Annotated in this window: 19 protein-coding genes, 1 tRNA gene and 1 pseudogene; 9 read left to right on the forward strand and 12 right to left on the reverse strand. The window is 39.2% G+C overall.

Annotation, left to right across the window (positions count from 1 at the left end; translation table 11 throughout):
• Window positions 1-227: 227 nt before the first annotated feature.
• The 5 genes from ACRD64_RS11975 to ACRD64_RS11995 are packed head-to-tail and all read right to left on the reverse strand — an operon-like array spanning window position 228 to window position 8,139.
• Window positions 228-1,880 (reverse strand): carbamoyltransferase C-terminal domain-containing protein, encoded by a 1,653-nt coding sequence (locus ACRD64_RS11975; protein WP_430933597.1) that lies wholly within the window; start codon window positions 1,878-1,880, stop codon window positions 228-230.
• Window positions 1,880-2,857: a hypothetical protein gene (locus ACRD64_RS11980; protein WP_430933598.1), complete on the reverse strand. Its 978-nt coding sequence runs from the start codon at window positions 2,855-2,857 to the stop codon at window positions 1,880-1,882. Before ACRD64_RS11980 ends, ACRD64_RS11975 begins: the two co-directional genes overlap by 1 nt.
• Before the next feature lie 21 nt (window positions 2,858-2,878).
• Window positions 2,879-4,150: a phosphoribosylamine--glycine ligase gene (purD, locus tag ACRD64_RS11985; RefSeq protein WP_430933599.1), complete on the reverse strand. Its 1,272-nt coding sequence runs from the start codon at window positions 4,148-4,150 to the stop codon at window positions 2,879-2,881.
• A gap of 11 nt (window positions 4,151-4,161) precedes the next feature.
• Window positions 4,162-4,770, reverse strand: coding sequence for a polysaccharide deacetylase family protein (locus ACRD64_RS11990; RefSeq protein ID WP_430933600.1), 609 nt, complete (start codon window positions 4,768-4,770; stop codon window positions 4,162-4,164).
• A gap of 6 nt (window positions 4,771-4,776) precedes the next feature.
• Complete coding sequence (locus tag ACRD64_RS11995; RefSeq protein ID WP_430933601.1) at window positions 4,777-8,139, reverse strand: glycosyltransferase family 117 protein; 3,363 nt, start codon at window positions 8,137-8,139, stop codon at window positions 4,777-4,779.
• A gap of 894 nt (window positions 8,140-9,033) precedes the next feature.
• Between ACRD64_RS11995 and ACRD64_RS12000 the strand changes: the two genes are divergently transcribed.
• From ACRD64_RS12000 to ACRD64_RS12035, 8 genes are all read left to right on the forward strand, one after another.
• Window positions 9,034-9,588, forward strand: coding sequence for a YceI family protein (locus ACRD64_RS12000; RefSeq protein ID WP_430933602.1), 555 nt, complete (start codon window positions 9,034-9,036; stop codon window positions 9,586-9,588).
• Window positions 9,581-12,259 (forward strand): sensor histidine kinase, encoded by a 2,679-nt coding sequence (locus ACRD64_RS12005; RefSeq protein ID WP_430933603.1) that lies wholly within the window; start codon window positions 9,581-9,583, stop codon window positions 12,257-12,259. The genes ACRD64_RS12000 and ACRD64_RS12005 overlap by 8 nt, the downstream gene beginning before the upstream one ends.
• Window positions 12,252-12,998, forward strand: a complete 747-nt coding sequence (locus tag ACRD64_RS12010) for a LytR/AlgR family response regulator transcription factor (RefSeq protein WP_430933605.1) — start codon at window positions 12,252-12,254, stop codon at window positions 12,996-12,998. The genes ACRD64_RS12005 and ACRD64_RS12010 overlap by 8 nt, the downstream gene beginning before the upstream one ends.
• A gap of 97 nt (window positions 12,999-13,095) precedes the next feature.
• Entirely contained in the window at window positions 13,096-13,503 is a 408-nt protein-coding gene (locus ACRD64_RS12015; RefSeq protein ID WP_430933606.1) for an OB-fold protein, read from the forward strand.
• Window positions 13,496-13,852 carry a c-type cytochrome gene (locus tag ACRD64_RS12020; protein WP_430933607.1) on the forward strand — a complete coding sequence of 119 codons (357 nt, stop codon included), beginning with the start codon at window positions 13,496-13,498 and terminating at the stop codon, window positions 13,850-13,852. The genes ACRD64_RS12015 and ACRD64_RS12020 overlap by 8 nt, the downstream gene beginning before the upstream one ends.
• 17 nt (window positions 13,853-13,869) lie before the next feature.
• Window positions 13,870-14,418, forward strand: coding sequence for a YceI family protein (locus ACRD64_RS12025; protein ID WP_430933608.1), 549 nt, complete (start codon window positions 13,870-13,872; stop codon window positions 14,416-14,418).
• Window positions 14,405-15,334 (forward strand): DUF5777 family beta-barrel protein, encoded by a 930-nt coding sequence (locus ACRD64_RS12030; RefSeq protein ID WP_430933609.1) that lies wholly within the window; start codon window positions 14,405-14,407, stop codon window positions 15,332-15,334. Before ACRD64_RS12025 ends, ACRD64_RS12030 begins: the two co-directional genes overlap by 14 nt.
• A gap of 19 nt (window positions 15,335-15,353) precedes the next feature.
• Window positions 15,354-16,838: a plastocyanin/azurin family copper-binding protein gene (locus ACRD64_RS12035; protein ID WP_430933610.1), complete on the forward strand. Its 1,485-nt coding sequence runs from the start codon at window positions 15,354-15,356 to the stop codon at window positions 16,836-16,838.
• A 142-nt stretch (window positions 16,839-16,980) separates the two neighbouring features.
• On the opposite strand, the gene ACRD64_RS12040 is transcribed toward ACRD64_RS12035, so the two are convergent.
• The gene (locus ACRD64_RS12040) at window positions 16,981-19,869 is read right to left on the reverse strand and encodes a glycosyltransferase family 117 protein (RefSeq protein WP_430933611.1); all 2,889 of its coding nucleotides are present in this window, start codon (window positions 19,867-19,869) and stop codon (window positions 16,981-16,983) included.
• Between the two features lie 850 nt (window positions 19,870-20,719).
• On the opposite strand from ACRD64_RS12040, the gene ACRD64_RS12045 reads away from it, so the two are divergent.
• Window positions 20,720-20,792, forward strand: a tRNA-Gln gene (locus tag ACRD64_RS12045).
• A gap of 575 nt (window positions 20,793-21,367) precedes the next feature.
• Here the strand turns inward: ACRD64_RS12045 and ACRD64_RS12050 are convergent.
• The 6 genes and pseudogenes from ACRD64_RS12050 to ACRD64_RS12075 all read right to left on the reverse strand — a co-directional run.
• Window positions 21,368-22,474, reverse strand: a complete 1,107-nt coding sequence (locus ACRD64_RS12050) for an ADP-ribosylglycohydrolase family protein (protein WP_430933612.1) — start codon at window positions 22,472-22,474, stop codon at window positions 21,368-21,370.
• A 618-nt stretch (window positions 22,475-23,092) separates the two neighbouring features.
• Complete coding sequence (locus ACRD64_RS12055; protein ID WP_430933613.1) at window positions 23,093-23,308, reverse strand: hypothetical protein; 216 nt, start codon at window positions 23,306-23,308, stop codon at window positions 23,093-23,095.
• The gene (locus tag ACRD64_RS12060) at window positions 23,305-23,703 is read right to left on the reverse strand and encodes a hypothetical protein (RefSeq protein WP_430933615.1); all 399 of its coding nucleotides are present in this window, start codon (window positions 23,701-23,703) and stop codon (window positions 23,305-23,307) included. Before ACRD64_RS12060 ends, ACRD64_RS12055 begins: the two co-directional genes overlap by 4 nt.
• 30 nt (window positions 23,704-23,733) lie before the next feature.
• Complete coding sequence (locus ACRD64_RS12065; RefSeq protein ID WP_430933616.1) at window positions 23,734-24,681, reverse strand: PGN_0703 family putative restriction endonuclease; 948 nt, start codon at window positions 24,679-24,681, stop codon at window positions 23,734-23,736.
• A gap of 55 nt (window positions 24,682-24,736) precedes the next feature.
• On the reverse strand, window positions 24,737-25,744 hold the full coding sequence (locus tag ACRD64_RS12070; RefSeq protein WP_430933617.1) for a helix-turn-helix transcriptional regulator: 1,008 nt from the start codon (window positions 25,742-25,744) through the stop codon (window positions 24,737-24,739).
• A 27-nt stretch (window positions 25,745-25,771) separates the two neighbouring features.
• Window positions 25,772-26,011, reverse strand: a pseudogene (locus ACRD64_RS12075) (TPR end-of-group domain-containing protein); the annotation flags it as partial.
• Window positions 26,012-26,324 lie beyond the last annotated feature (313 nt).

The raw sequence follows: 26,324 nt of genomic DNA on the forward strand, positions 1-26,324 counted from the left end.
TTGGTCATTCGTTAGCAGACTTTGGTCAATGCCAGGCCAGTCGCAATGTACACGGCGGAGAGCAGCGAATTGAGCGCGCGCGACGAGTAGTGAAGTTTTTAGCGCGTGTATAAAAAATCGCAACATATACAGCAAACAGACGTTTTTTGTAAGAAAAAAGCGCCAAATAACCAGGGAATGATTTATGGCGCAATGGGTATTTGGTTTATCCTATAAAACATTAAAAATTACCAGGAAAACAGCGTCAACTTCCCGTTTGTTACCACGCCATCCAGTTGCATCCCTTTGGCAGACCTAACCGCATCTTCCGGGGTATGTACAATAGGCTCACCCCTTTTATTGAAGGAGGTATTAATCAAGGCCTTAATATCATATTTCTGATCCAACACATTTAAAAGGTCATGCATAAACGGGTTTTGCGATCTGTCACGAATAGTTTGAATACGCGCGGTACCATCCACATGAACTACGCCTTCTATTTCTTCTTTTCGGTTATCAGTAATATCGAAATCGAGCAGCATAAAATCGGAAAGCCTATGAATATCGGAAAGGCCGGTAAAATACGTTGCATTCTTTTCCAACATAATAGGTGCCACGGGCCTGTACCATTCGCGCCCCTTGTGTTGCATACTTACTCTATCTGCTATTTTTTGATCCCCGGATTTTGCAATAATACTTCTGTTACCCAGAGCCCGGGGGCCAATCTCGCCAAAGCCATTACAAATTCCTAACACTTTGCCTTCGAAAACCAGTTGGGCCACATGCCCCACTTCTTTGTGATCCACTTCAACCTTGTTGGTAAGCTTAAAATTGTTTAAATATGGAGAATGAATATCCACTTTACCATGTTTTTCCCATTCCACAAAAGCTGCTCCTCCCAAAGAAAGTCCGCTATCCTCGGTACAAGGCGGTATAAATACATCCTGGAACAAACCGGAATCAACAATTGCCTTGTTAGCCACAATATTAAGAGCAGAACCTCCGGTATAATAAAGGTTTTTCGTGTTGGTTTGCTTCTGTAATTTTGTCAATTCATAAAGAAAATCCCTTATAAAAATATGCTGCAGAGTTGCCACTATGTCTTGCAGAAACGCATCGCCAGTGGTTAATTGATTGGCACTCCAATTGAATTTATCTTTGGCTTTTCGATAAAATTCGCTTTTCTTCCCCCAGCAATCACTAAAATAGTTGTTCCCAACCAACCATTCTTCCATCCCTGCAGAATACGAACCGTATGAAGCCAATCCCATCATCTTACCGGGAACCGAGTTTTGGTGTTCGAACTTGGCACCAAGAATTGCAAATACAAGGGCATTGGCATTAAAAAACGAAGAAAGGTATTTCATCCTCCAGTGAAAATCAATATTCACCAACCTTCCATCCTTAAAATACCAGGCAGAAAAATTAGAAAGACTACCTCCCCCATCGAAATGAATTAATAAACTGTCTTCTTTAAACGAACCATAAAAAGGCAAACAACTGCCAATATGCGCTAACTCGTGATTGATGGCATAGGCAGAGCGTTCGTGATCTAACCACCAGCAACGACCTTTCTCGGGATGGGAGAAAAGTGTATTATTGAGCGGAGCCTCAAACCGAAGCCTGCCACAAGAAGAAATCATGCAACGCCCCACAACATTATCAGGAAATACGATGTCAAAATCGTCGAGCAGTAATTTCCCGTCTTTTAATATATCATAGAGTGATTGATGCAGCTTGTTGTCGTGCTTTTTACGGCTCAGTCTTTCCAACGTCAAATGCTTAATAACCTTTCCTTGGTCCATTAAAGTAAAGGAATGGTCATGCACAAAATATGGGGTTTCGGAATTTAAACGATCTTGTATGGCATAAACTGACAACGTGGGTCTTGAGGCATCCATCACAGAAATATTTGTCCGAAAACAGGGATGGCAAGCATCGTAACCACCACAATATTTTGCCACAACAAGGAACGTATATTATCGATTAAGTGGGCAATGATTATTGAAAAAGGTAAGGCTACCATGATCAGAAACTCTAAGTTTAACCCCGATGCTCCCATCACTCCGGAAAAGAACAAACCGCAAAATACAAATACCTGATATTGCTTTCGGGTGTATATTTTTTTGGTACCGTATGCCCCTATCACTGAAAACAATGCCACTAAAAAAATGAACGCCATTGCCATCAGGTAAATCAATAGAAATGTTGTGTGATAATGTGAATCAAATATCTTGCTCCAGCTAAATCCAAGGTATTTAAAATATTCGGGAATGGAACCCCAAACCAATTCGTATCCCAGCAAAAACAACCAAGGAAGAATTAACCCAATTATAGCCGCCAAAAACGATTTAAAATTTAGCAACCTCAAATTCCCCATCATTACGATGAGGAGAGGAAAGACGAGTACAATCTTATAGCTCAGGAGACTTGCCGCAGATATCCAGAAACCCGCAAGAAAACACTCTTTCATTACCCTGCGGTGATTATGGGCTTCGAACAGATATTCGAACGCCAAAATAAAAAACAGGGTGGTCAGCCATATCGGGTTGAAGCGCTGTGCCATGGTAAAACCACCCACTAAAAGGACGAAAACAATGCCGGGCAGCGCGCTTTGCTTGCTCAGCAACCCGTGTTTGGAATTCAACCTGTTGATGCTAAGTGTAATGATTACGGCTGACATCATGCTGAAAAGAAAACCTAACCACTTTGATTTTGACAGAAACGAAAAAAGTTTCCATAGCGGCATTGCATTATCAAAGGATTCTGCATTAATCGCATACCCCAATGTGATTGGTTTTATCCAGCATAAAATGATAAGAAACAACATAAGTGCATATGTCCCAATCTTATTATTATGTATCCGTTTTAATAGCATTTAAAATAGATTTTAGGCCATTTACTGCAGGTCGAAACCAATATCTTTGCGGAAATACTTTTTATCGAAGTTGACAACTTCAACATTTTTATAGGATTTTGCAAGCGCATCCTTCATATTTTTTCCCAACGCACTCATGGCAATCACCCTGCCTCCATTAGTGAGCACTTTGCCATCTTGCAACTTTGTTCCGGCATGAAAGGCGATGGCGTCGGATACCTTATCCAATCCAGCTATTTCCTTGCCTTTTTCGTAGGCTTCAGGATACCCCCCGGAAACCATCATAACAGTGCTTACCGTGTTCTCCTCGAACTCGATGGTGCATTTTTTTAATTCTTTTGCGGCTGCGGCTTCAAGCAGCTCTAACAAGTCCGTTTTTATACGCGGCATAACCACTTCGGTTTCAGGGTCGCCCATTCGTACGTTATATTCAATCACAAACGGGTTATCGCCAATTTTTATTAATCCAATAAATATAAATCCCTTGTACGGAATTTCGTCGCATTGCAATCCCGCAATAGTGGGTTGAATAATCTTTTTGTGCACTTTTTTCATAAAGGCCTTATCGGCAAATGGAACAGGACTAATGGCTCCCATACCGCCCGTGTTTAAACCGGTATCTGCTTCGCCGATACGCTTATAATCTTTGGCCTCGGGCAATACCACATAAGCCGAACCATCGGTTAACACAAATACCGAAAGTTCGATGCCATCTAAAAACTCCTCGATAACCACTTTTTGGCTGGCTTCACCAAATTTGCCGTCCAACATTGTTTTAAGTTCATTTTTAGCCTGCTCCAAATTATCGATGATCAGCACACCTTTTCCGGCTGCCAAACCATCGGCCTTTAAAACATATGGCGCTTTTATCTTATCTAAAAACGCAAGACCTTCATCCAGGCTATCCTGCGTTACCGATTTATATTCCGCCGTTGGAATTCCATATCGGAACATAAAGTCCTTGGAAAACTCCTTGCTGCCTTCAAGGCGGGCACCACGTTTGCCGGGACCGATCACGGGTATACGAATTAATTCAGGATCATTTAAAAAGAAATCTTTAATTCCTCGCACCAGAGGTTCTTCCGGACCCACCACCAACATATCCACCTGCTTGTCGAGCGCAACCTTTTTTACCGCTTCAAAATCGTTGGGATCAAGTGCTACATTTGTTCCCAATTCAGCGGTTCCGGCATTGCCCGGAGCAATAATTAATTCGGTTAGTTTTGGACTTTGCTTTAACTTCCAAGCCAAGGCATGTTCTCTACCTCCTGAACCTAGTAAAAGTACCTTCATTTTTAGTTTTGTTATTTTATTACTCGTGTTGTTAATCCTTTTTCAGCTATCATTTCCAAAGTTTTAGGAAATGCGTATTTCATGTTTTTTTCGGCTTTAAGTGAATCATGAAATACAATAATTGAACCTGGACGAATGTTATTTTTTATATTATCAAAAACCTGTGTTGGCGATAATTTGGCGTCATAATCCTTGCATAATATATCCCACATCACCACCTTGTCGAACTCCCGTTTTATATCTTTCATGTACCAGGGGTACAATTGGCCGTGAGGAGGTCGAAACAACCTTGATTTGATAAGATGGGAAGCCTGGTCCATATTGTCGAAATATGATTTTTTATCTGCTTTCCACGCTTGCATGTGGTTGTAGGTGTGGTTTCCCACACCATGTCCCCGATCGATAATCTCCTGAAAAATATCCGCATGTTTGTGAACGTTTTCCCCCACACAAAAAAAAGTCAATTTGGCATACCACCGCTCAGCCTCATCTAACACCCATGGGGTGATCCCGGGTATTGGTCCATCGTCGAATGTGACAAACACATCGTTGCCGGCGTTTTCTTGCCGCCATGTGGCGCCGCGCAATAATATTTTGGCTATAAACGGAGGCCTTACCATTGGATTTTAATTGGTACTAAAATTTAATATTTGCGTATCCGGTGCCATTTCTTCCTTACCTAGCTTCTTCCTTAAATCATCGCGCTTATATTTGGCCAACAGCTTGTCAATTTCGTGATCAAACATTAGGCTTTGGCGGTATTGGTATTCGAATCGGCTTTTCTGCTCCATCGGCAAACTCATGTAATATTTTATGGTTTGATCGCTGATGCGTGCCATATTTTCCAATAACTGATCGCCGACAAGCGGTTTGCCATCCAAATAAAGCCCTTCCGCCGCAAAAATGGAAAGCATATTATCCGGTACCACACCTAAAGGTAATTTTGCCATGTATTTGCTTAATTCTTCGCGTACCTCGTCACGATAATATCTGATAGACATGTTTGCTATTTCGGTATAAATGGCCAGGCTACGCTGAAAGTCCTCGCCCACATTGTTTTGTTTGGATTGCGGCAACGATGAAAAGAAATTGATTTCCTGGAACGACTTTTCCCCAAAATCCTTCAGTATACCGTCACCCTTTTCCATTTGGTTGGCTTTGTAATAACCTTCGGCCAAAAAGATGGAGAAATAATTGTGGGGAACTTTTTCAACCGGCATCTTGGTTAAGGCCATATCTAAAATCTCGACCGCTTGCTCTTCTTTTCCTTCATCCAATAAGGTGTTGGCCAAACGCGACATATTGTTACGAATATTCATGGCCATACGCTGATGATTCTCATCTAAATACACACGGGCATCGTCGAAACCTCCCCAGCGGAATTTATTCTTGAACTTATCGTACATTTTATCGGCATCTACCCTACCAAACTGTCCTTCTTTGGCTTTGGTTTTTATAGGTACCACTTTGTAGGCGAATCCTTCCAACTGAAAATAATCTTCCAGGCTGGCATAGTTGTCCTGCCCCACGGTAACCGCAAAATAAATAGGACGGTCCCAGTCGTTATTCGACAACATATCCAGAATCATCAATTCATTTTTCAGGATATATTCTTTATTTAAATCGATCTTAATTTCAGGCACTATCAGTCCGGCTGCGTCCTGGCTTACTATTCCTTTTTGTAAAACCTTAAGGCTGTCGGCCGGAATACTGAACGATTTAGAGGGTAAATGTTCGATTCTTCCCGGATAACCCGGTATTTCCTTGGTTTTTGGATTTTCGCTGGCCAGGAATTTAATAGCTTCTTTCATATCCACCCTGCCTTGAATACGGGGAAGCAGGTGTACCACATCTCTGGTTCCCGTTACATATTGGTCGTGCGTCAATGAAAATGGAAGCGGATCCGAATCGTAAGCCTTTCTTCCCATTTGGTCGATATACCAGTCGGTTTGCAAGTAACTAAGGTTACATACTCTAACATCCGTACGATAGCCTTCAACCTCCTGGGCATACCACAACGGGAAAGTATCGTTATCGCCATTGGTAAAAATAATGGCGTTTTCGTCGCAGGTATCCAGATAATTGAAAGCCAGGTCACGGGCTACATAGCGGTGGGCACGGTTATGGTCGTCCCAGTTTTCCGATAGCATTATACCGGGCACCAATATCAACGTAAGGGTTGTTGCCAGTACTGCCGAAACGCTGCCCGGCAAGAATTTTTTGATGCCTTCAACCACCGCCAACACACCTAAACCAATCCAAATGGCAAAAGCATAAAACGAACCTGCATAAGCATAATCCCGTTCGCGAGGCTGTAAAGGTGTTTGGTTCAGATAAAGTACAATAGCCAATCCCGTTAAGAAGAAAAGCAACATCACAATCCAGAAACCTTCTTTTCCTTGCCGGCCCGATTGGTATTGGAACAACAAGCCCAGTAATCCAAGTATGAGCGGTAACAGATAATATTTGTTACGGGCCGGATTGTTTTTATAGGTATCGGGTAGCTTTGACTGATCGCCCAAACGCAGGTTATCGATAAAAGGAATGCCGGAAATCCAGTTTCCTTTGTGTATTTCTCCATGCCCCTGGATGTCGTTCTGCCGGCCGGCAAAGTTCCACATGAAATACCTAAAATACATAAACTTAACCTGATAATTAAAGAAGAAACTCAGGTTTTGAGCAAAGCTTGGTAAGGTGATACTCTTCATTTCACCTGATTCCTGGTCTTCTATTTGTACTGTTCTACCCTTGGGTTCTCCCCCTGCCCAATATTTGTATTGATTAATGTGACGCCCCTCTCGGCTGTACATTCGGGGAAATATGGTGGTTGTTTTGGAATCGAACACATAATAGGGTTTGTGGTCCACTGTTTTATATTCTCCGTCCTTTTTAATACGAACAGGGTCTCCCTTTTTCGCATTAGATTTTTGCCTGTCGAGCGGGGAATTATAATACTGGCCGGTAAACAAGGGCCTGTCGCCGTATTGTTCACGGTTCAGGTAACCCATCATGGAGAAAACATCTTCGGGCGAGTTTTGATCCATGGTAGGGTTAGCATACGAGCGGATAACAATCATGGCAAAAGAAGAATATCCGATCATAATTACGGTAACACCCAGCAAAATGGTATTCAATATCACCTTTTGATTTTTCTGGGTATACCAGATACCAAAAATCAATCCTCCTATTAACAAGGTAAAATAAACAGCAATACCCGTATTGAAGGGCGCGCCAAAGCCATTCACAAACATAAGTTCAAACCAACTGGCTATTTTTACGGTGTAAGGGATAATACCATATAAAATCCCAACCAGCAGTACGGCGGAGACTCCCAGAGACAATAGAATGCCGTTTCGGTTTACTTCGAATTTCTTGAAATAATAAACCATTACAATGGCAGGTATAGCCAATAGGTTTAACAGGTGAACCCCTATGGAAAGCCCCATTAAATAGGCAATCAGAACCAGCCATCGGTTGGCATATTTATGGTCGGCCACGTCCTCCCATTTTAAAATGGCCCAAAAAACCACGGCCGTAAACAACGATGACATGGCATAAACCTCGCCTTCAACCGCAGAGAACCAGAAAGTATCGGAAAATGTATAAGCCAATGCGCCAACAAAACCGGCACCCAGCACTGCCCAGGATCTCCAGGTTTCACCTTTCTTGTTCATATAAATTCTACGTCCAAGATGCGTGATCGTCCAAAATAAAAACAGGATGGTGAACGCACTGGCCAAGGCACTCATCACATTTATAGCGTAGGCGACCGAACCCGGGTCCAACGCAAAAAGTGAAAAAAAGCGACCAAGAATCATAAATACCGGCGCTCCCGGAGGATGGCCTACCAAAAGTTTATAGGAGGTTGAGATAAATTCGCCACAATCCCAAAAACTGGTCGTAGGTTCAATTGTTATGGTGTAAACTATAGCTGCAATGGCAAAGGATAACCAACCAAGCAGGTTATTCAGCAATGTATGATTCTTCATTTTAGTCTCTGAGTATCAGATTAATATTTAAACATATAGGATTCAGGCACACGAACTCCGATGCCAAAAATAAGTAATTTTTATCAAACGGATTTTTAATGTACGATAATGTTATAGGTTTAACCTGATTTTAACACAAATATCGGCTAATAGAGTTAGTGAAAAATAGAGTCAGTGATCAAGGAGGAGTTATACCAATATGTTAATGATGTAAACTGATTCCTTAAATTTAATTCTTTCTTAAAATGGTTACGAAATTTCATAAATGTTGCACAACGGTTAGCACAAGATGTCGGAAGCGGTCGAGTTAAAAAAAGTTTAAGTTGTCAAGCCGTAAGCAGCGCCCACCCAAGCTACTATTTTTTAATTTTAATGACTTCAAACATAGCACTTCCCGCCAAATGATTTATACACATCGCACGCCGGCGTTCATTTGTTTCAGCGTGTATATCAATCACCCTTAAATACGCACCAAACGCACAACGAAGCACAAACTTATTTTGATGTTTCTGAGCATTGGAGGAAAGCCCTGTGTGTTAAGAAGGTCGGCTTTTGTACTCTCTTTGGAAAAGCTATGATCTTGGCGTTGGTTTGTGGGGCTTTGCCAATGTGCTTGCAAACTGGGCAGGATCGCATATATTCTCTTAATTTCTTCAATATTTCAGTCCTCCACTGTACATCAATAGTAATCCCATAACTCGATTTAATAGTCCATAAAATAGCATCAATGTTTTTATCCACTTTTTTGTGTGTAATTTTATAAATATCTCACTAAATTTTAAACCCATTTGTCTGAATTAGGCTGAAGATGTACAATCAATAAATTTTTATTCTTAAACCAGCAAACTTAATTACTTTCTATTTTGTTGATATTAAGTATTTCATCTATTAAACATGTATTTAAATAAGGTATTTGTTATAATTCTTCTTTTTTTTGCTGGCCATAAAATAGCTCAAGCACAAATATATAATGGCACTGGAACGGTTGATTTTTTTTCGGTTGCTCCCCTGGAAACCATTAAGGCAAGTTCCGATCAATTGAGAGGCTTACTCAACTTAGAAAACCAAACATTTGCTTTTGTTTTATCGGTTCAATCTTTTGAAGGTTTCAACAGTCCGCTTCAAAAGGAGCACTTTAACGAACATTACCTTGAAACCAAAAAGTATCCCAAAACAGAATTCTCTGGGAAGATGATCGGGATGGATGAATGTGGAGAACCTTGTAAAAAAACGATTTATGCGAAGGGAAAATTAAAGCTTCATGGTATTACAAGGGTAATAACCGTACCTGTATCCATAGAACGGAAAGATGGCATAATCAATGCTACTGCCGATTTTAAAGTGCTGTTGTATAATTTTGACATAACCGTTCCCAGGATCCTGGAATCCAAAATTGCCCCTGAAATATCGGTTCGTGTAAACTTGGTTTTTACGGAAACAGATGAATAACGTTGGTTGGCTCATATCACTATTTCTAATAAGCTTTGGAAGCAATGTTTTTGCAAGTGAGGTTGTTCTGATTACAGAAGATCCCATTCATCATCTTTTAAAAGACAGCAACGACATCGTGTACATTCAAACAAAGCAGGAAATCTATGAATTCTCCGGAGAAGCTCCATTAATTTTGCAATACACCAGTGAGTATACGATCGATTTTTCCATCGCAATCTCAAAAGGTAATTTACTTGTGACGCACGAAAACGGCTTTACTTACATTGAAAATAACCAACAGGTGTATCTGGATTCACTGCCTGAATTAATCACAAGCGTCAAATTGCATGGCGCTACGGTGCTTTTAGGGACAGCGGGGAAAGGTTTATTTTCTTTTGACCTGAACACTCGAATTGTAAAAAGCATCCCGGCAGTGAACGCAGGATTTGTGAATGATATTCTGGTAGGTGAGCAGCTGATCTGGATTGCACATGATAATGGCATCAGTCTTTTAAATAAAGCCAGCCTTACCCTGTTTCAGAAATCAAACCTATCTGCTTTAATAAGCAAGCTATTCCAGGCCAGCGATAATGTGATAGGAGTTGGTGAGTTTGGAAAACTGTACAAGATTCAAAATGATGGCCATTATAGGGGCCAAACCAGGGAAATGGTTCACCCAAACATGCACTTTTCTTCAAATAATGACGATGTCTATGGCATAAGCCCGGAGGCATATTACAAATTGAGCTCTGATTTAAGCTTTAAACTGGTTGCAAAGGGCATGTATCATCACATCCTTACGCATAAAAATGTTCTATTTTTGGTTCATGGGAATAAACTAAGCAGAAAGGACATTACACAGGAAATCCATTCGGAAGGGCTTTCTAACTTTTCTTTGTATGCCGAAAACGATAGCATTTTATGGTCAGGTCAGGAGGGTAGAATCGTTTGTTTAAAAAACGGGATCCCTGTTAAAACGGTTATGCTGCAGTCAAAGCAAAGAGATGTCTTTGTTTCTTCCTTACTGGTTGATGATAAAAACATTATAGCCGGAACGTTGGGTGATGGTTTATATGTTTTTGATAAAGGGGGCAGACAATTACAGCACATTTTACAGAAAGAAAGTTTTAATAAAAACAATATAATTCAACTAAAGGAACGGGATTCACTCATGTGGGTGGCCTATTTAAACGGATTATTAACACTTAATCCTGATGATTTAAGCATCGAGAGAGATTTCAAAGAATTACTAGGGAACAATTACTTGTTTAACTGTTTGCCAATAAGCAGAAACACTTTTTTCATCGGCACTTCAGGAAAGGGGATCCTGAACTACAATAATGGCAAGTTAAGTTCATTGCTTGATAATCATTCTATTTATACACTGGCGCAGAGAGGGGACCGTGTTTTTGCAGGGACAGAAAAAAACGGTGTGTTCTGTATTCGTTTAAAGACCAACACGGCACAACAGATTTCCACATCGAATAAGGTGCTTAATATTGTTCCACTGGAAAGCGGAATTGTATTAGCAACGGATTACGAAAACCTCTATATGGATGACGCTCTTAATTACACCTACGCATTGCCCGGTCTGGGTTTGAATGGCATGAATATTAACTCGGTAACGGAAAATTCCGCTTCAATTTACCTGGGCTACGAAAATGGGATTCTCAAAATAGAGAAATCAAAACTTTCGCAACTTGGAAACATGCATTTTAACCTGGATAAGCCCTTGCTTTTTGAGGAAAAGGTAAAGGACAAGCAATCCGAGTTTAAATTTAACGAGAACACCTTTACATTTAATTTTCAGCTTTATAATTATTATAATCCCGAAAATAACCATTATAAGTATCGTTTGTTAGGAGTGGATTCCACCTGGTATGTCACCGGTCAAAAAAGCATTCAATACTTCAAGCTTCCTTCGGGTAAATACCAGTTTCAGGTTTCGGCAGGCACCCATGCCGGGTTTGAACCTAATTTGATTAAAGCATATTCTTTTGTAATCAATAAACCATTTTGGAAAGCCATTTGGTTTTTGGTGTTGTCATCTGCCTTGCTTTTATTACTTGTTTTCTATGGCTTTAGACGCCGTGAGAAAAGACTTCTGGAAAAAGAAAGACTTCGAAGTGCCAGAACGAGGGCCGAAATAATTCAGCTCAAATCACAGCTGGATCCACATTTTCTATTTAACAGTTTAAATTCTTTGGCTGAAATAATCGAGGAGGATACTGCAGCAGCGTCAAAATCTCTCTTAGAGCTATCAGATTTATACCGTAGCATTTTAAAGCTTAAGGAGGTTGATATCATATCGTTAAAAGCGGATGTTGAGCTGGCAAATCAATATTTTAGAATCCATCAATTGCGATTTGAAGATCTGATCCATCTGGATATCAATGTTCCCCATCCGGAATCAAAATCTATCGTTTCGATGTCGTGCCAAATACTCATTGAAAATGCAATAAAGCACAATATCATAAATCGAAAGAACAAGTTATTTGTATCCATTTATATGGAAGATGATTACCTTGTTGTAAAAAACAATAAATCGGGATCTAATACAGCCGGGAATTCAGAGGGCATTGGGTTGAAAAACCTGGAGCAACGATTTAAACTCCTAACGAAAAAGAACATCCGGATTGTAAATAGTAAAGAAACGTTCATTGTAAAATTACCCCTTATAGATGGTTGAAATTATAATATTTGAGGATGAACCTGCAGCATTAAGAAGGATTAAAAGGCTGATCAGTGAGATCAGGCCTGAGTACAAATTGGTGGGTGATGCTGATAATATCGCCGATGGTGTTGCATTACTTAAAAAGCACGATTGTCAACTTATATTATCAGACATACAGCTTTCCGACGGATTGTGCTTTGAAATATTTGAAAAAACCAGAAATAAAATCCCGGTCATTTTTATTACAGCTTACAATGAGTATGCCATTCGAACCTTCGATTATAACGGGGTGCATTACCTGGTAAAACCACTCGTAAAAGAAAAACTGCATAAAGCCATTAATAAATTTGAGGAACAAAAGATCATACAGCTAAATCCTGAACTTCATACTTACTTTAAGAAAGGTGAATTCATCTCGAATAAAAAGATCTTAAGCAAGATAGGAAACAGCACTAAAGTAATTGAAGCTAGTGAAATGGCCATTATCTATTTTGAAGATCGCATTACCCGAGCCATTCTTTTTAGTGGCAAAACGCATTACCTGGATTATAGTCTTTATCAACTTATGAAAGAATTTTCACCCGGATTATTTTATAAGATAAACCGTCAACAGATTATTAATAAGGAAGTAGTAAAAGAAATAAAGAAGCATCCCGGCAACCGTTTAAAAATTATTCCTTCCGTATCTTTTGATACAGATCTTATCGTTAGCAAAGAAAAAACTCCTGACTTTAAAATCTGGTTCCAATCCTGAACCATATCCCGTTCATGAACCCTTTTCACCTGTTCGTGCACTAAAAGTGGCTTTCTTTTAGCGTTTGAATGAAATTTGATTACTGAAAAACAATATCATGAAGAAAACAGTAATTCTAATTGTAATCATTATGACGCTGGTCGGGAGTGGCGTTGGTTTCTATCTTTTTAATAAAAAAGTAGGAGGACTGGAAAAAGTTAAAGCGGATTATACAATAGCAGCCACGATGCTTTATGAAGTATTTGAAACCCAAGAACAAGAAGCTAATGCAAAGTATCTGAACAAAGTTATACTTGTGGAAGGAAAAGTTGAAAAGCTTGAAATTAGCAAGGAATATTCCAGCATTATTCTAAAAGCTGACAATTCCCTTGCGGGTGGCATAAACTGTTCTTTTAATCATGAAATAAAAGGAGTATCCAAGGGAGATATGATATCCATTAAAGGTAGATGCCAGGGATATCTCATGGACGTAGTATTAAACAATTGCAATATAGAATATGAATAAAATAATAAAAGTATTTACAACAGGCTTTCTGCTCATTTTAGTAACATCTTCCTGTGAGTTCAATAACGAAGAGGAACTGTACGGAATAAAAATAGTTGAACCTACAGAAGTGAGTTATTCAACCGACATATCTCCCATTATACAAATGAGTTGTATATCCTGCCATACTCAGGGAGGTTTTGCTAACGGTTTTTTTGATGACTATGACGGAGTAAAAACAAAGGTTGATAATGGTTCTTTCAGACAAAGAGTTTTAGTACAAAAGGATATGCCTCCCGAAGGAAGTTTGTCGGACAAAGAACTTGAATTAATTAAAGCCTGGTTAGATGATGGAGCTCCTAATAACTAATAAAAAACACAAATGAAATGAAAAACATCACAGTTTTAGTTCTGATTTGTATGTGTAGTATAACCTTAACGCACGCGCAAAAATATCTTACACGTACGGGGTCAATTAGTTTTTTCTCAGCAACTCCGTTAGAAAACATTGAAGCTTATAACAATCAGGTTTCAGGAGTCATTGATCTTGAGAATGGAGGGATGGCATTTACTCTTTTAATGAAGGCCTTCACCTTCGAAAAAGCGCTGATGCAAGAGCATTTTAATGAAAAATATGTAGAAAGTCATCTTTACCCCAAAGCCAGTTTCAAAGGAAATATCAAAGACTTTGATTCATTTAAACTTGGTTCAAAACCAGCCGATATTATTGTTTCAGGAAAATTAAGCATACATGGAGTGACTAAGGATGTAAGTATTCCCGCAACACTTATGAAAGATAAAAATGGGAATATTGAAGGTAAGGCGGCATTTATCATCGATATACAAGAATACGAAATTAAAGTACCATCTGCTGTTCGTAAAAATATTGCAGATAATATAGAAATTAAAGTAAATATGGTTTATGAAGAAATGTAAAACTCTCCTTACAGTTGGAGTACTATTCGTGTTGGTTTCCTATAGCGTTAAAGCACAGGAAGACTTATTAGGACTTTTAAATGCCCAGGAAGATTCTGCAATAAATTACACCATTGCTACTTTTAAAAGCACCAGAATTGTAAGCGGACATTCTATAGAAACCAATGCAGAAGGTGTTTTGAACTTTACGATTGGACATCGCTTTGGCCCCATTAATTCAGGTTGGAGAAATTTATATGGACTGGATAATGCCACAATACGTTTGGGATTCGATTACGGACTTACAGATCAAATAAATATTGGAATTGGGAGGGCGTCATTTCAAAAGACCATAGATGGTACTTTTAAATGGAAGTTCCTTAGACAGCAAACCGGCTTTAAAAACTTCCCCTTCACTGCTACTGCAGTAGGTACGGTATACATTAATACAAGCGAATGGAGTAATCCTGATAGAGATAATATTTCCTCTTCCCGTATAGCTTATCATTATTCCCTTCTTCTGGCACGAAAGTTTGGAGAAACTGTATCTCTGCAGCTTATGCCCACTGTAGTGCACCGCAACCTGGTGCCCGCCACGGAAGATCAGAATAGTATTGTATCTGTTGGGACTGGAACATCCATAAAAATCACAAACTCTTTGCGTTTCAATGCCGAATATTTCTTTATACCTGATGGACAAATATCCAGTGATATTGCTGGTCTCAAAGTACGAAATTCGCTATCCCTTGGAATTGATCTTGAAACCGGTGGTCACGTTTTTCAACTACACCTTACCAATAGCCGCGGTATGACGGAAAAATATCTTATTGGAGAAAACACAGGAAGCTGGGGTAATGGGGATATTCATTTCGGATTTAATGTTAGCCGGGTATTTACGCTCAAAAAGCCAAAAGAATTTAGAAAGAAAACCTTATAACAACTAAAAATCAATAATTATGAAACAACTTTACTGCTTTAAGAATTTTAGAATGTTTTTGCTAGCTTTTTCTTTTTTAAGTCCTTTATTAATGCAAGCGGAAACTCATGAAGTTATTGTGTCCAACGGCAACTTCACGCCTAAAGATGTAATCATTAAGGCCGGAGACGTAGTTAAATGGATGCAGATAGAAGGATCTCATAATGTTAATGGAACCCAGGATACCTATCCGGATAATGCGGAATCTTTTGGAAACGGAGAAGCCACATCGGGTGATTGGAATTATTCATACCAGTTTACAACACCGGGAGCTTTTGATTACCAGTGCGATCCACATGTTGCTTTTGGAATGGTAGGAACGGTTACTGTTGTAGAAACTTCATCTACTTTTCATGAAGTTGTTGTGTCCAACGGAAACTTCACGCCTAAAGATGTAATCATTAAGGCCGGAGACGTAGTTAAATGGATGCAGATAGAAGGATCTCATAATGTTAATGGAACCCAGGATACCTATCCGGATAATCCGGAATCTTTTGGAAACGGAGAAGCCGCATCGGGTGATTGGAATTATTCATACCAGTTTACAACACCGGGAGCCTTTGATTATCAGTGCGACCCACATGTTGCTTTTGGAATGGTAGGTACGATTACAGTTGTAGAAACTTCATCTACTTTTCATGAAGTTGTTGTGTCCAACGGAAACTTCACGCCTAAAGATGCAATCATTAAGGCCGGAGACGTAGTTAAATGGATGCAGATAGAAGGATCTCATAATGTTAATGGAACCCAGGATACCTATCCGGATAATCCGGAATCTTTTGGAAACGGAGAAGCCGCATCGGGTGATTGGACTTATTCATACCAGTTTACAACGCCGGGAACTTATGATTACCAGTGCGACCCGCATGTTGGTTTTGGAATGGTTGGAACGGTTACTGTTGCAGATAATTCTGCTACTTTCCATGAAGTTGTTGTGTCCAACGGAAACTTCACGCCTAAAGATGTAATCATTAAGGCCGGAGACGTAGTTAAATGGATGCAGATAGAAGGATCTCATAATGTTAATGGAACCCAGGATACCTATCCGGATAATCCGGAATCTTTTGGAAACGGAGAAGCCGCATCGGGTGATTGGACTTATTCATACCAGTTTACAACGCCGGGAACTTATGATTACCAGTGCGACCCGCATGTTGGTTTTGGAATGGTAGGTACGGTCACTGTAACAACAGTTACAAGTATTGAAGGACAGTTGGCTAAGAAAGCTAAATTGCTTTGTTACCCTAATCCGACTGAAAACACCTTGTTTTTTAAAATTGAAGAAGATTTTGGAAAGGAAATCACCATAAACATTTACAATTCAGCAGGAAGTCTTGTCAAATCAAAAAATGCTGAGGTTTCTGAAACGAATAAGATTGAAACCAGCGAATTGATTGGGGGATACTATCAATTACAAATTGTTACGGATAGCCAAAGGTATCAATTCAAATTCATTAAAAAGTAAAACAAATTACACTTGCTTAGACTGAGATTAAAATCCTGAAATTTGACAATATTGTCAGGTTTCGGGATTTTTATTGTGACAGACAAAAAGTGGTATTATTTCTTTCCATTGTTTTTTCTGTTCCATCAAAGATTATTTCTTACTAGAATGCGTTTAAGTAAGGCTCTATGGCAAGCTCTATCTCCGTAATACTGTGCTCTTTGGCGAGATTATATAGTTCCTTTAAATAATCTTGCTCTTCTTTGGCATAGTGCAACATGTTACCCCCCAGATATTGTTGGGAATAAATATAGAAATAAAAATTTTGTACCGCTGAGTACGTTATTTTCTCCAAATATGCTATGGCTTCCTTATTTAATTCTGCACTAAATAATGTTTGCGTCCAGCGGATATCATTTGTGGATAATTCAAAGTTCGGAAGTGAAGTAATGGGAAGAAATTTAAGCAGGATTGTTTGCGCTTTTTTAGATTCACCTTCCGCAATTAATTTATTCGCCAATGCAATGCCCGTATTTTGTAAATCTGAAATACCAATAGCATTCATGCAAGTTTCATCCCACCAACTCCGTTGGGGTATGGAAATATTTATCTTGTTTTTGAACAGTTGGTATAATTCCTCAGTGTCAATTTTTGTACTGTCCAAAACCAATTTAGAAACAATACCGTAAGGCTGAATAAATCTATCGAACCCTAACATTGAAGTTGTTGGCGTTCCATTGGCAAAGTAAACTGGCCTTTGCGGATAATTGGTGGCAACGATATCCAATAAGGCGATTTCACCTTTCATCAGATAGTTTTTTTCGATAGATAAAAAAGCGCTAAAATTATCGGCGACCCGAAAGCTCCTGGGTATAAAATCAATTTTGTTTGAACCGTTTGTCAAAAGCTGTCCTGACCTGGAGGTATCTGCCAAAAATTCCAGTCCTTCTTTTAAATGCATCCATTCAGCCTGTTGATCCACAACGGCTGCATAATCCATTTCCCCTTTTTTATATCTTTTCAATGGCACAGTAAAGTTCAACGGCTTAGCCTCATCCCGGGCAATGGTTTGCTGATAAATATACCAATCTGCCGACAGTAGCCCAATATTTACCACTCTTACATCTTTTCTAACACCCTCCACTTCCTGTATATACCAAAGGGGGTATGTATCGTTGTCGCCATACGTGAAAAGAATAGCGTTGGGCTCGCAGCTCTCGAGATATGATACGGCCAAATCGCGGGCCAGTGTTCTGTCACTTCTATCGTGATCGTTATAATTATTGGCCAGCAACAATCCCGGCAAGGCCAGTAGAATGGCAAATGAAGCTATCGCATCCGTTAGTTTCGAAGGGGAAAGCTGTTTTAGTTTTTGCAATAGATCCCAGATGCCTAGCCCAATAAACACAGAGAATGCATAGAAACTGCCCACATAAACATAGTCTCTTTCGCGAGGTTCAAAGGGGGGTTGGTTCAGATAAAAAGCAATTGCTGCTCCGGTCAGTATAAACAACGAACCCAACAAATAAAGTAAGGGCCAATGCCTTTTTCTGATCAGAAAGAGAAACCCTGCTATGCCAAAAAGCAAGGGGATCATCAAATAGTTGTTGCCTGTCGCACTGCTGAGCTCTTTGGTATGCAGATATTGGCGGTCCCCTAAAAATTGCTGGTCGATAAACTTAAACCCGGTTGTAAAATTGCCATTGAGGAAATCTCCATGCCCCTGATAATGATTTTGACGGCCAGAGAAATTCCACAGAAAATACCGGAAATACATGTGGCCCAATTGGTATTTGAACAAATACTGCAGTTGGTGAAAAAAGGTAGGCTTTTCACCATCTTCCGATCCACTCCAAAAATGATATCCGCTGATATGGTGTTTCTGCGAACTGTACATTCTTTGCAAAAAGCTCTTGTCGCCGGAAGGATACACGTACCTGTCATCCTCTGCAAAACGTTCATAATTTCCATTTTCATCCAATCGATAATTAAACGTGGACGCTATGCCGGTAGATTTGGCACCAAACCAAGCTCCTTTAATTAACGGACGTTCCCCATATTGCTTTCTGTTAATAAATGACTCCAATGAAAAAACATGGGATGGATTGTTTAAGTTAATGGCGGTTTGGGCATTCGCGCGGACAATAACCATCGTATAACTGGTGGTGCCTAAAGCAAAGAAAAATGATGCCACAAAAATAAAATGAAGGACTGTGTGTTTCTTTCCGGTCAAGATTATTCCGCATAAAAGAACACCAAAAAATAATGCCATGAAGGTAATCAATCCTGCGTGCACTGGTAAATGAAAAATATTTACAAATAACAATTCAAGTTTTTTGGCGAGAAACAAGCCATTATGAATAATTAGAAATTGGATGGCAAGCAATAAAGTGATTCCAACCAGGAAACCCCAAATATGTTTGTATTTTACATCCATTAGCTTTACAAAAACCCAATAAACTACCACCGGTATAACCAGTAAGTTAAGAAGGTGCACGCCAACCGAAAGCCCCATGGAAAATGCAATAAGCAGTAGCCAGCGATGGGCGTTTGGGTCTGGGAGCGAATTTTCCCAACGTAGTACCGCCCAAATGGTAAATGCCGTAAACAATAAGGAAATCGCGTAAACTTCCGCTTCTACCGCAGAGAACCAAAAGGTATCCGTGAAAGCAAAAGCAAGTGAAGTTACCACCGCAGAAAATATTATCCGATAAGAATTTATGCGGGAGGTTACTTTGTTTAATATGATAATTGTTGTGGCATATAACAGCCAAACAGTAAGTGACGATGCAATGGCCGACAATATATTGAGACTATAGGCTACCTGATGGGAAGCAACAAACAGCGAAAATATTCTGGCTACCATCAAATACAGAGGCGCCCCCGGTGCATGACCTATCTCTAGTCCGTTGGCGCAGGCAATGAACTCGCCGCAATCCCAAAAATTAAGGGTTGGAGATAAGGTAACAAGATATATGGCCAAACTAATGATAAAAACAAAAACACCAGCAATTCGTTTGATCCAGGAATTTAATAAATAAGAACGCTCCATAAAATACGACGACTTAAAAGACAAGTATACCCAACCTGCTCAAACCAGAACCAAACAGGCTTTTGTTTGTCCAAGCCTATCCCGACCATTATCGCGAGTGCTTACCTGGCTAGCTTATTGGGATGTTCTGCCAAAAAAAGCAGAATATTCGCGGAAAGGTAATAAGTTTTTCTCCATATTAAAAGGCCTTTCGGGGAAAGCTGACGATGCAAAAAAACTTTAACTCAAAACATCTGTTACTCATACAAAACAACCATAACCTGCTCTGGCCGCAGGGGCTTTTACTATTTTTCTGCAGCCAAAAAAAAGCCTGCCTGTTGCCCGTCTGTAAGGAACGGACAGGGCAGACAGGTAAACAAAAAAGACTCCTGTAGAAAGTCCCAGACAGACTACCGACTGCACTTTAGTGCTTACCCACTAATGTATTATCGATGGAACAGAATGAACCCTCCCATTATAAGAACCTTGTTGAATTTGGATTCCAAAACCTTACAAGTTCCAAGACGGGATTTCTGTTCTTTCATCGACTTCAATAAGTGGGATTCAAGCCCTGTGCGGAGGTCGGTGGCCCAACCTGGAACTTTGCATAAATAAAACCGCAAGCAGAAAAAGCAATTCTAACAACTTGTTGTTTAGTTTTGCCCTGTAAGCGCCTAAGGGTTAATGTCGATTATTTAATAATGAAAAAAAAATACTTGCACATCGGCCTTTAAATAAAAGAGATTCAGTAAAATAATTGTATTATTTTTCAGCCCGGTTTTAAGCGTCAATAAAAAAATAAAAAAAATATTTGCGGGTATTAAAAAAAGATGTACTTTTGCATCGCTTTCGAAAAGAAAGATATGAGGATTGTCCCATGGTGTAATTGGCAACACGTCTGGTTTTGGTCCAGAAGAGTTTAGGTTCGAGCCCTAATGGGACAACAAAAAAGGTTGAAATCTTACGGTTTCAACCTTTTTTTGTTTTATGAAAATTGATTTCCTACTTATCATTACGGATTATGCACAATATACCCCAAGAAAAGTAATTTCAAAGCAAGCCACATAATATGTCTCTAGCCGACGGGCTCCTTCTTTTTTTTATAAAGATTATTGCTTCACTCGGCATAGTTCAAGTAAACTTAACTATGCTCTCATTTATCGCAATAATTGTCATCAGTCAAAAAAGAAGGCAAAAAGACCGCGACTGCAGCACTCACTTACCCACTTTTGCTCATTGATGAGACAGAAAGAACTCGCTGTGCTCAAACAACTTTCTGTCCATTCATCAACTGTAGCTAGTGGGTCCCAAGTTACGTTGCTGATGTCGGTTGAAAAACATGAACTTCAAAACTGCTAAATGAGCAATGGCCCGTCGAGGAGGAGAAGGCCAAAGGGTGGCGTTCAATTCCCGATTGATATAACAATACATCAAGGGGGCTTGTCCTTAATCTTTGAAAAAAAACCTGCAGCCGATAGGCTGTCTTTATCTCAGTGGCAGCAGGGTGGAACTGTTAAATTTAATTCAAATACTTATATACCCAACGAAAGTCACTTTCTCCATATGCAGAAACTTTACTTTGATGGTAAAGATCTTCAGCAATTTCCATGACCAAATTAGCAGCGGATAATTTATACATCCATCTATTAGGAATTGACATAGAACCATTTATCAAGCCCAATATATTACCAACGATTGATCCTATACTATCACTATCGCCACTATGGTTTACAGCATACAACACACCCTGCTCAAAGTCATTTTCAAATATGAGGGCTACAAAAAGCGACATCGCCAGTGCCTCTTCAGCTACCCAACCTTCGCCCAGCTGTTCAATGAGTTTTGGCTCTATTCTTAAATCTTCTCTTACAACACTTTTATATAAATCCATAGCTGCCTCAACAGCTCGAAACGTTTCTTCATGTTTATTATACCTAACTAATATACCAATAGCAGCATCAATTGCTCTATTAAGCTTAGTACCAACTGCCAGTTCCGAAATAATAGCTGCAAAAAAACCCCCTGAGAGATATCCGGTTGGATGGCCATGGGTTATGGCTGAAAGCTCACAACCCATCTTAAAATTGTCTTCTGTTTTTCCTGGTTCAATTAAACCTACTGGCGCCATACGCATAATGGTACCGCAGCCTTTACTATTGTTAATGGGTTTATCCATCGTGCCGGCTACGCCACTTCGTAAGGCAGCTAAACAAGTGTTCCCGGGTGCTCGCTGTTTATATAATTCATTTTGCTGAATCAACCAGTTGCTTAGGATTGGATACCAGTCTTCGGATGGTGTATAACAGGAATTTTCTTGCGTATGTAACCATCGCAAAAGTGACTCATGCGAAATCTGATTGACAGCACCCCAAATTCCTTTAAAAGATGCCCTGCAATAAGCCCGCAACAAGCCCTCGGCCGTAAACAAAGTCATCTGTGTATCATCGGTAAATTCACCACAAGCATTAGGATGTTCGACATAACCTATTATACCCTCACTACCATATTTAGTTCTTATATCGTTAATGGAATCAAATTCTATGGGTGCGCCTAAAGCATCACCAATAGCACCTCCAAGCAGACAGGCAACATAGTTATTTAAGGGTAATTTATTATCTCTTTGCATATAAATATTGATTCTATTAAAACATTATACAGCATTTAGCTGTGCACAATGACTGCACATATTATATATAATATCGTAATGTTAATTATAATCCATTTTAAACATTTAATGTTATGCCAAAGTATTACCACACCATACTTCAATAGTTCAACATTATAATCACCTCCCAAAATGAGTTAATTTAATACACATAACAAGAATAATGTATATAAATCTTTTTAAATACAATTTCTTTGGCAATTCCACTCTTCAAAGTGATAATGTTTGTATTCTCGGGAACATAAACTTAATTGAGGTACCTATTGCATCTCCAATGGCCCTACCGATTAGTCAATCTTTGCAGTTAATTAGCGGCGATTTTAATTCTCCTGTGATCATGTATTATTTAGTATCAAGTATCAAGACAAAAGCATAAAGATGATTGCCGATACGATTAAAATATAGGATTGCGAAAGTAATGATTTTAGAGGGAAAGTCCGCTCATTTCATGGATGACATCCGCTCTTTCTGCCATGTATTTTTTAACTTTTTGTGCGATTGTTTTGAATCGCTACGCATTCTATAATTTTACAATTCATCTTCGAATATCCATAAAAGCAACGTTTAAAAAGTTTTTATTTAGTTTATCCGGCTATTTATTTCCTTTAACTTCTTTAATCTGGACCTTTGAACGATATACATCCCTACCGCAACAATTAACAGCAAAGGATAAAGCACACAAAACAGCAAAAAGTTGATTTCGTAATACGACAGATTGAAAATATTAGCCAGGTTGATAACAAAATCGGTGCAATACGAATATACAAAGCGGATAATGGTTTCTATTTGATTCATTGTGATTTTTTTAAACGTTTAATTTTATCCTGGATATTCAAAGATTTGATGATAAAAAACCAAATAAGGAAGGGAATCAGGATGACCATAAAAACTATATTGGCCCATATATAATCCCCAGGTATACGAAGCCAATTGATCATTCCGTAATATACAGTATCTGTAATGTTGAAATATGGCCGTAAGTACTTTACATGATGGTCCATACAATACCTGGTGTTAAAATGACAATTCCATGTACAATAATCTTCAATCTTTTGTCTAGCGTTCATCCCCGTGTACACCGAATCGTTAAAAGCTTTGTCCTGAATGGTTGGCCTAACCGTTTCGTTCATCGCTACCATCAATAAAACCGGGGCAATCAGAATGGCTATATTTCTTATGCTTTTTTTCATAGTTGAATAAAATATCTGATACTTATTTTATTATTGTTTTTCCCAATATCGGGTATCAAGGTATTCCACCTGCTTGTTATAAGATTTGTTTAAAAAAATTGGATGTAACAATTGTTGCTGGGTTATCATTTTATATTTCCCGGGTTCCTTTAACAAGGAAGTCCACGATTGGTGAAGATCATCGGCAAACAGGTCTGGAGCATATACTTTGTTTCGTAATTGCTTATTATTTTCCGGAATAACATCAATATGGATCCAATCGTCTGCCTGTAATTCACGCTTTTTATGTTTGACCATTTGCCAGGCCAATAATGTTTGCCGCATCAACTGGTAGATAGGTTCGTAATAGAAGTTCTCCATAGGAACATGCGCTTTTAATGGAGATTCCGGATCCTGAATTAGTTTGTTGTACCTGCTTTGGCGTGTTGCTCCACTGCTACCATCGGCCTTACAGGAGTTGGGATACGACTCGGTGTACTTCCATTCAATCAGCACCTGAATCTTTTTGCTATTCCTTAGCTTCCCACTCATCATGGCATCCACCGAAGTACAGTTAGCTCCCCTGGTCTGTTGTTTTCCGGGAGCCACCTCATTTAAGTAGCTCCCATTACTGGTTACTTCAAAACCGATATAGCCATCTTCAAAATCAGGGCATACCTCCACAAAATCAGGGTGAATACCTTTTAATACATTTAATGCTGCCTCTTTATCATTTCGCAAGAAAAAAAGATGATTGACACATGCAATTTGAGACGATAACATATGACCTGAAGGTTCCTGACCGCCGGGCCACCAAACAATTTTGTTTTCCTTAAAATATTGTATGGCTTTGTCCCTGATATCTTCATAAAGATTCTCAACAGGATTTAACAGCACAAAATTACGCTCTTTACCCCTGTATACACCTCCTGTGTTTCCGTTAAATAGTTCCCTGCCTAGCTCAATGACTTTCTGTCTTTCTGTTTCTAAATAGCTCATAATATGTTATTTTGGTATAAAAGTATTATTATTGTATGCAATCATCCTGCACACGTTATGAATATTTCCTCTTCATCCCCTCTATTCGTTCTTTAATTTTATCCCTAAGGTTACTAGGCTCCAGCACTTCAATCTGCTCACCTCTGGAAAGTATGATAGCTTCCAGTTCGTAATTCAGATAAAGTTCCAGTTCAACAATGGTAAAGTCCTCAGTTACTTCTTTTACTTTTTGAGACCCGTGAATGGGCTTTGTTTTAATATAAGGCCACAATTGCCTATCAATTTTAAGTACAACCTTTTGAGTAGTTTCACCAATCGGAATAGATACGCCTATTACATCTTCAAAATACTCCTCAAAGTCAATTGTTTCATTGGGTCGGTACTTTAATCTGGACTCTCGTATAGTACAAATCCTGTCAAGAGGAATATTCGACACTTCGTTTCGGTCTTCATTTAAACCAAACAAGAACCACCTGTTGTTGTATTGCTTTAAATGATATGGATGAATTATGAAAAGCGTTTTTAAATCCGTCTTAAACGATTGATATTCTATCTCTAATACGCTTTGGTTTGTAATGGCATTATGTAGTTCCCCTAAATATTCACGTCCCGTTAAAAATAGGTTCTCGTCGAAGCTAATTACTTTCTCAGCTACCCCATGCCTGGAACTCAACTCCAGCCTTGCTTTCATATCTTCAATCCATTCAAACTGAGGCAATCCCTGAAAACGTGAGAGTGTAGTTAAAGTCTCTCTTAACTGCTGTGCTTCTTGTTCATTAATGGGTTGATTGGAGATGGAGAAATCCATGTCTGTGTATCTGTAAAAGGCTCTCTTACCCTCTTTAAAGGACTCCAAAGGTGCATTGTACCCCTTTGAATCCTGTATAAACTTAATGTCATCATATACCTGTCGTTTCTTAACACCGGTAGAATGAGGGTCAATATCGAGCAAAGCCTCGTTACATGCTTGAATCAAGTCATTGATGTCGTACTTTCTTCCCGGATTGCTAAAACAGCGATCAAGGGCAAGGTATCGGATAGTGGCGTTTTTGTTGGTAGGCATGGGAGTATTTGTTTTAGAATAATGATATTAGCATACCGGTTGACGATAATCATCAACATTTTCCTCTGGTCCATTTTCTTTGGGCAATGTAGCTTCATGTATCTGTTCCCACTTTTTAATCAGAGCTTTAAAAGCCGGGAGATTGCGCACGTTCACAAGGTCATCATCAGTGGCCAAGTGACCAAAATTACGATATCCTTTCTCCAAGCCCAATTTCAGATGATGAACGGATTCTTCTTTCTCATCCATTTGTACGCACAGACAAAGGGCATCGTAATAAAAGCCAGGTTCATCCGGAAAAAGGTTTCCAGTATCTTATTCATCCATGCAATGGCATCCTTTTTATTCCCTAAATGCATCAAAACCCTTAATACTTTCCGTATAATGTCCTTGACTATATGGTATCCAACCTTTGTAACAATATGTTTCTATATGTTTGGGATTCTTCAGTAAAAATTGGGCATTCAGCTCAGTGCCCTCTTCATATCTACCCTCCTTGTAGAGTGGAAATAACGGTGATGTTGACCCCTCCAACGGTCATATTGACCCCTCTTGGATTTGGGTAACCGAAAATGGTTAG

The sequence above is a fragment of the Saccharicrinis sp. 156 genome, assembly GCF_050589685.1.
Lineage (GTDB): Bacteria > Bacteroidota > Bacteroidia > Bacteroidales > Marinilabiliaceae > Saccharicrinis.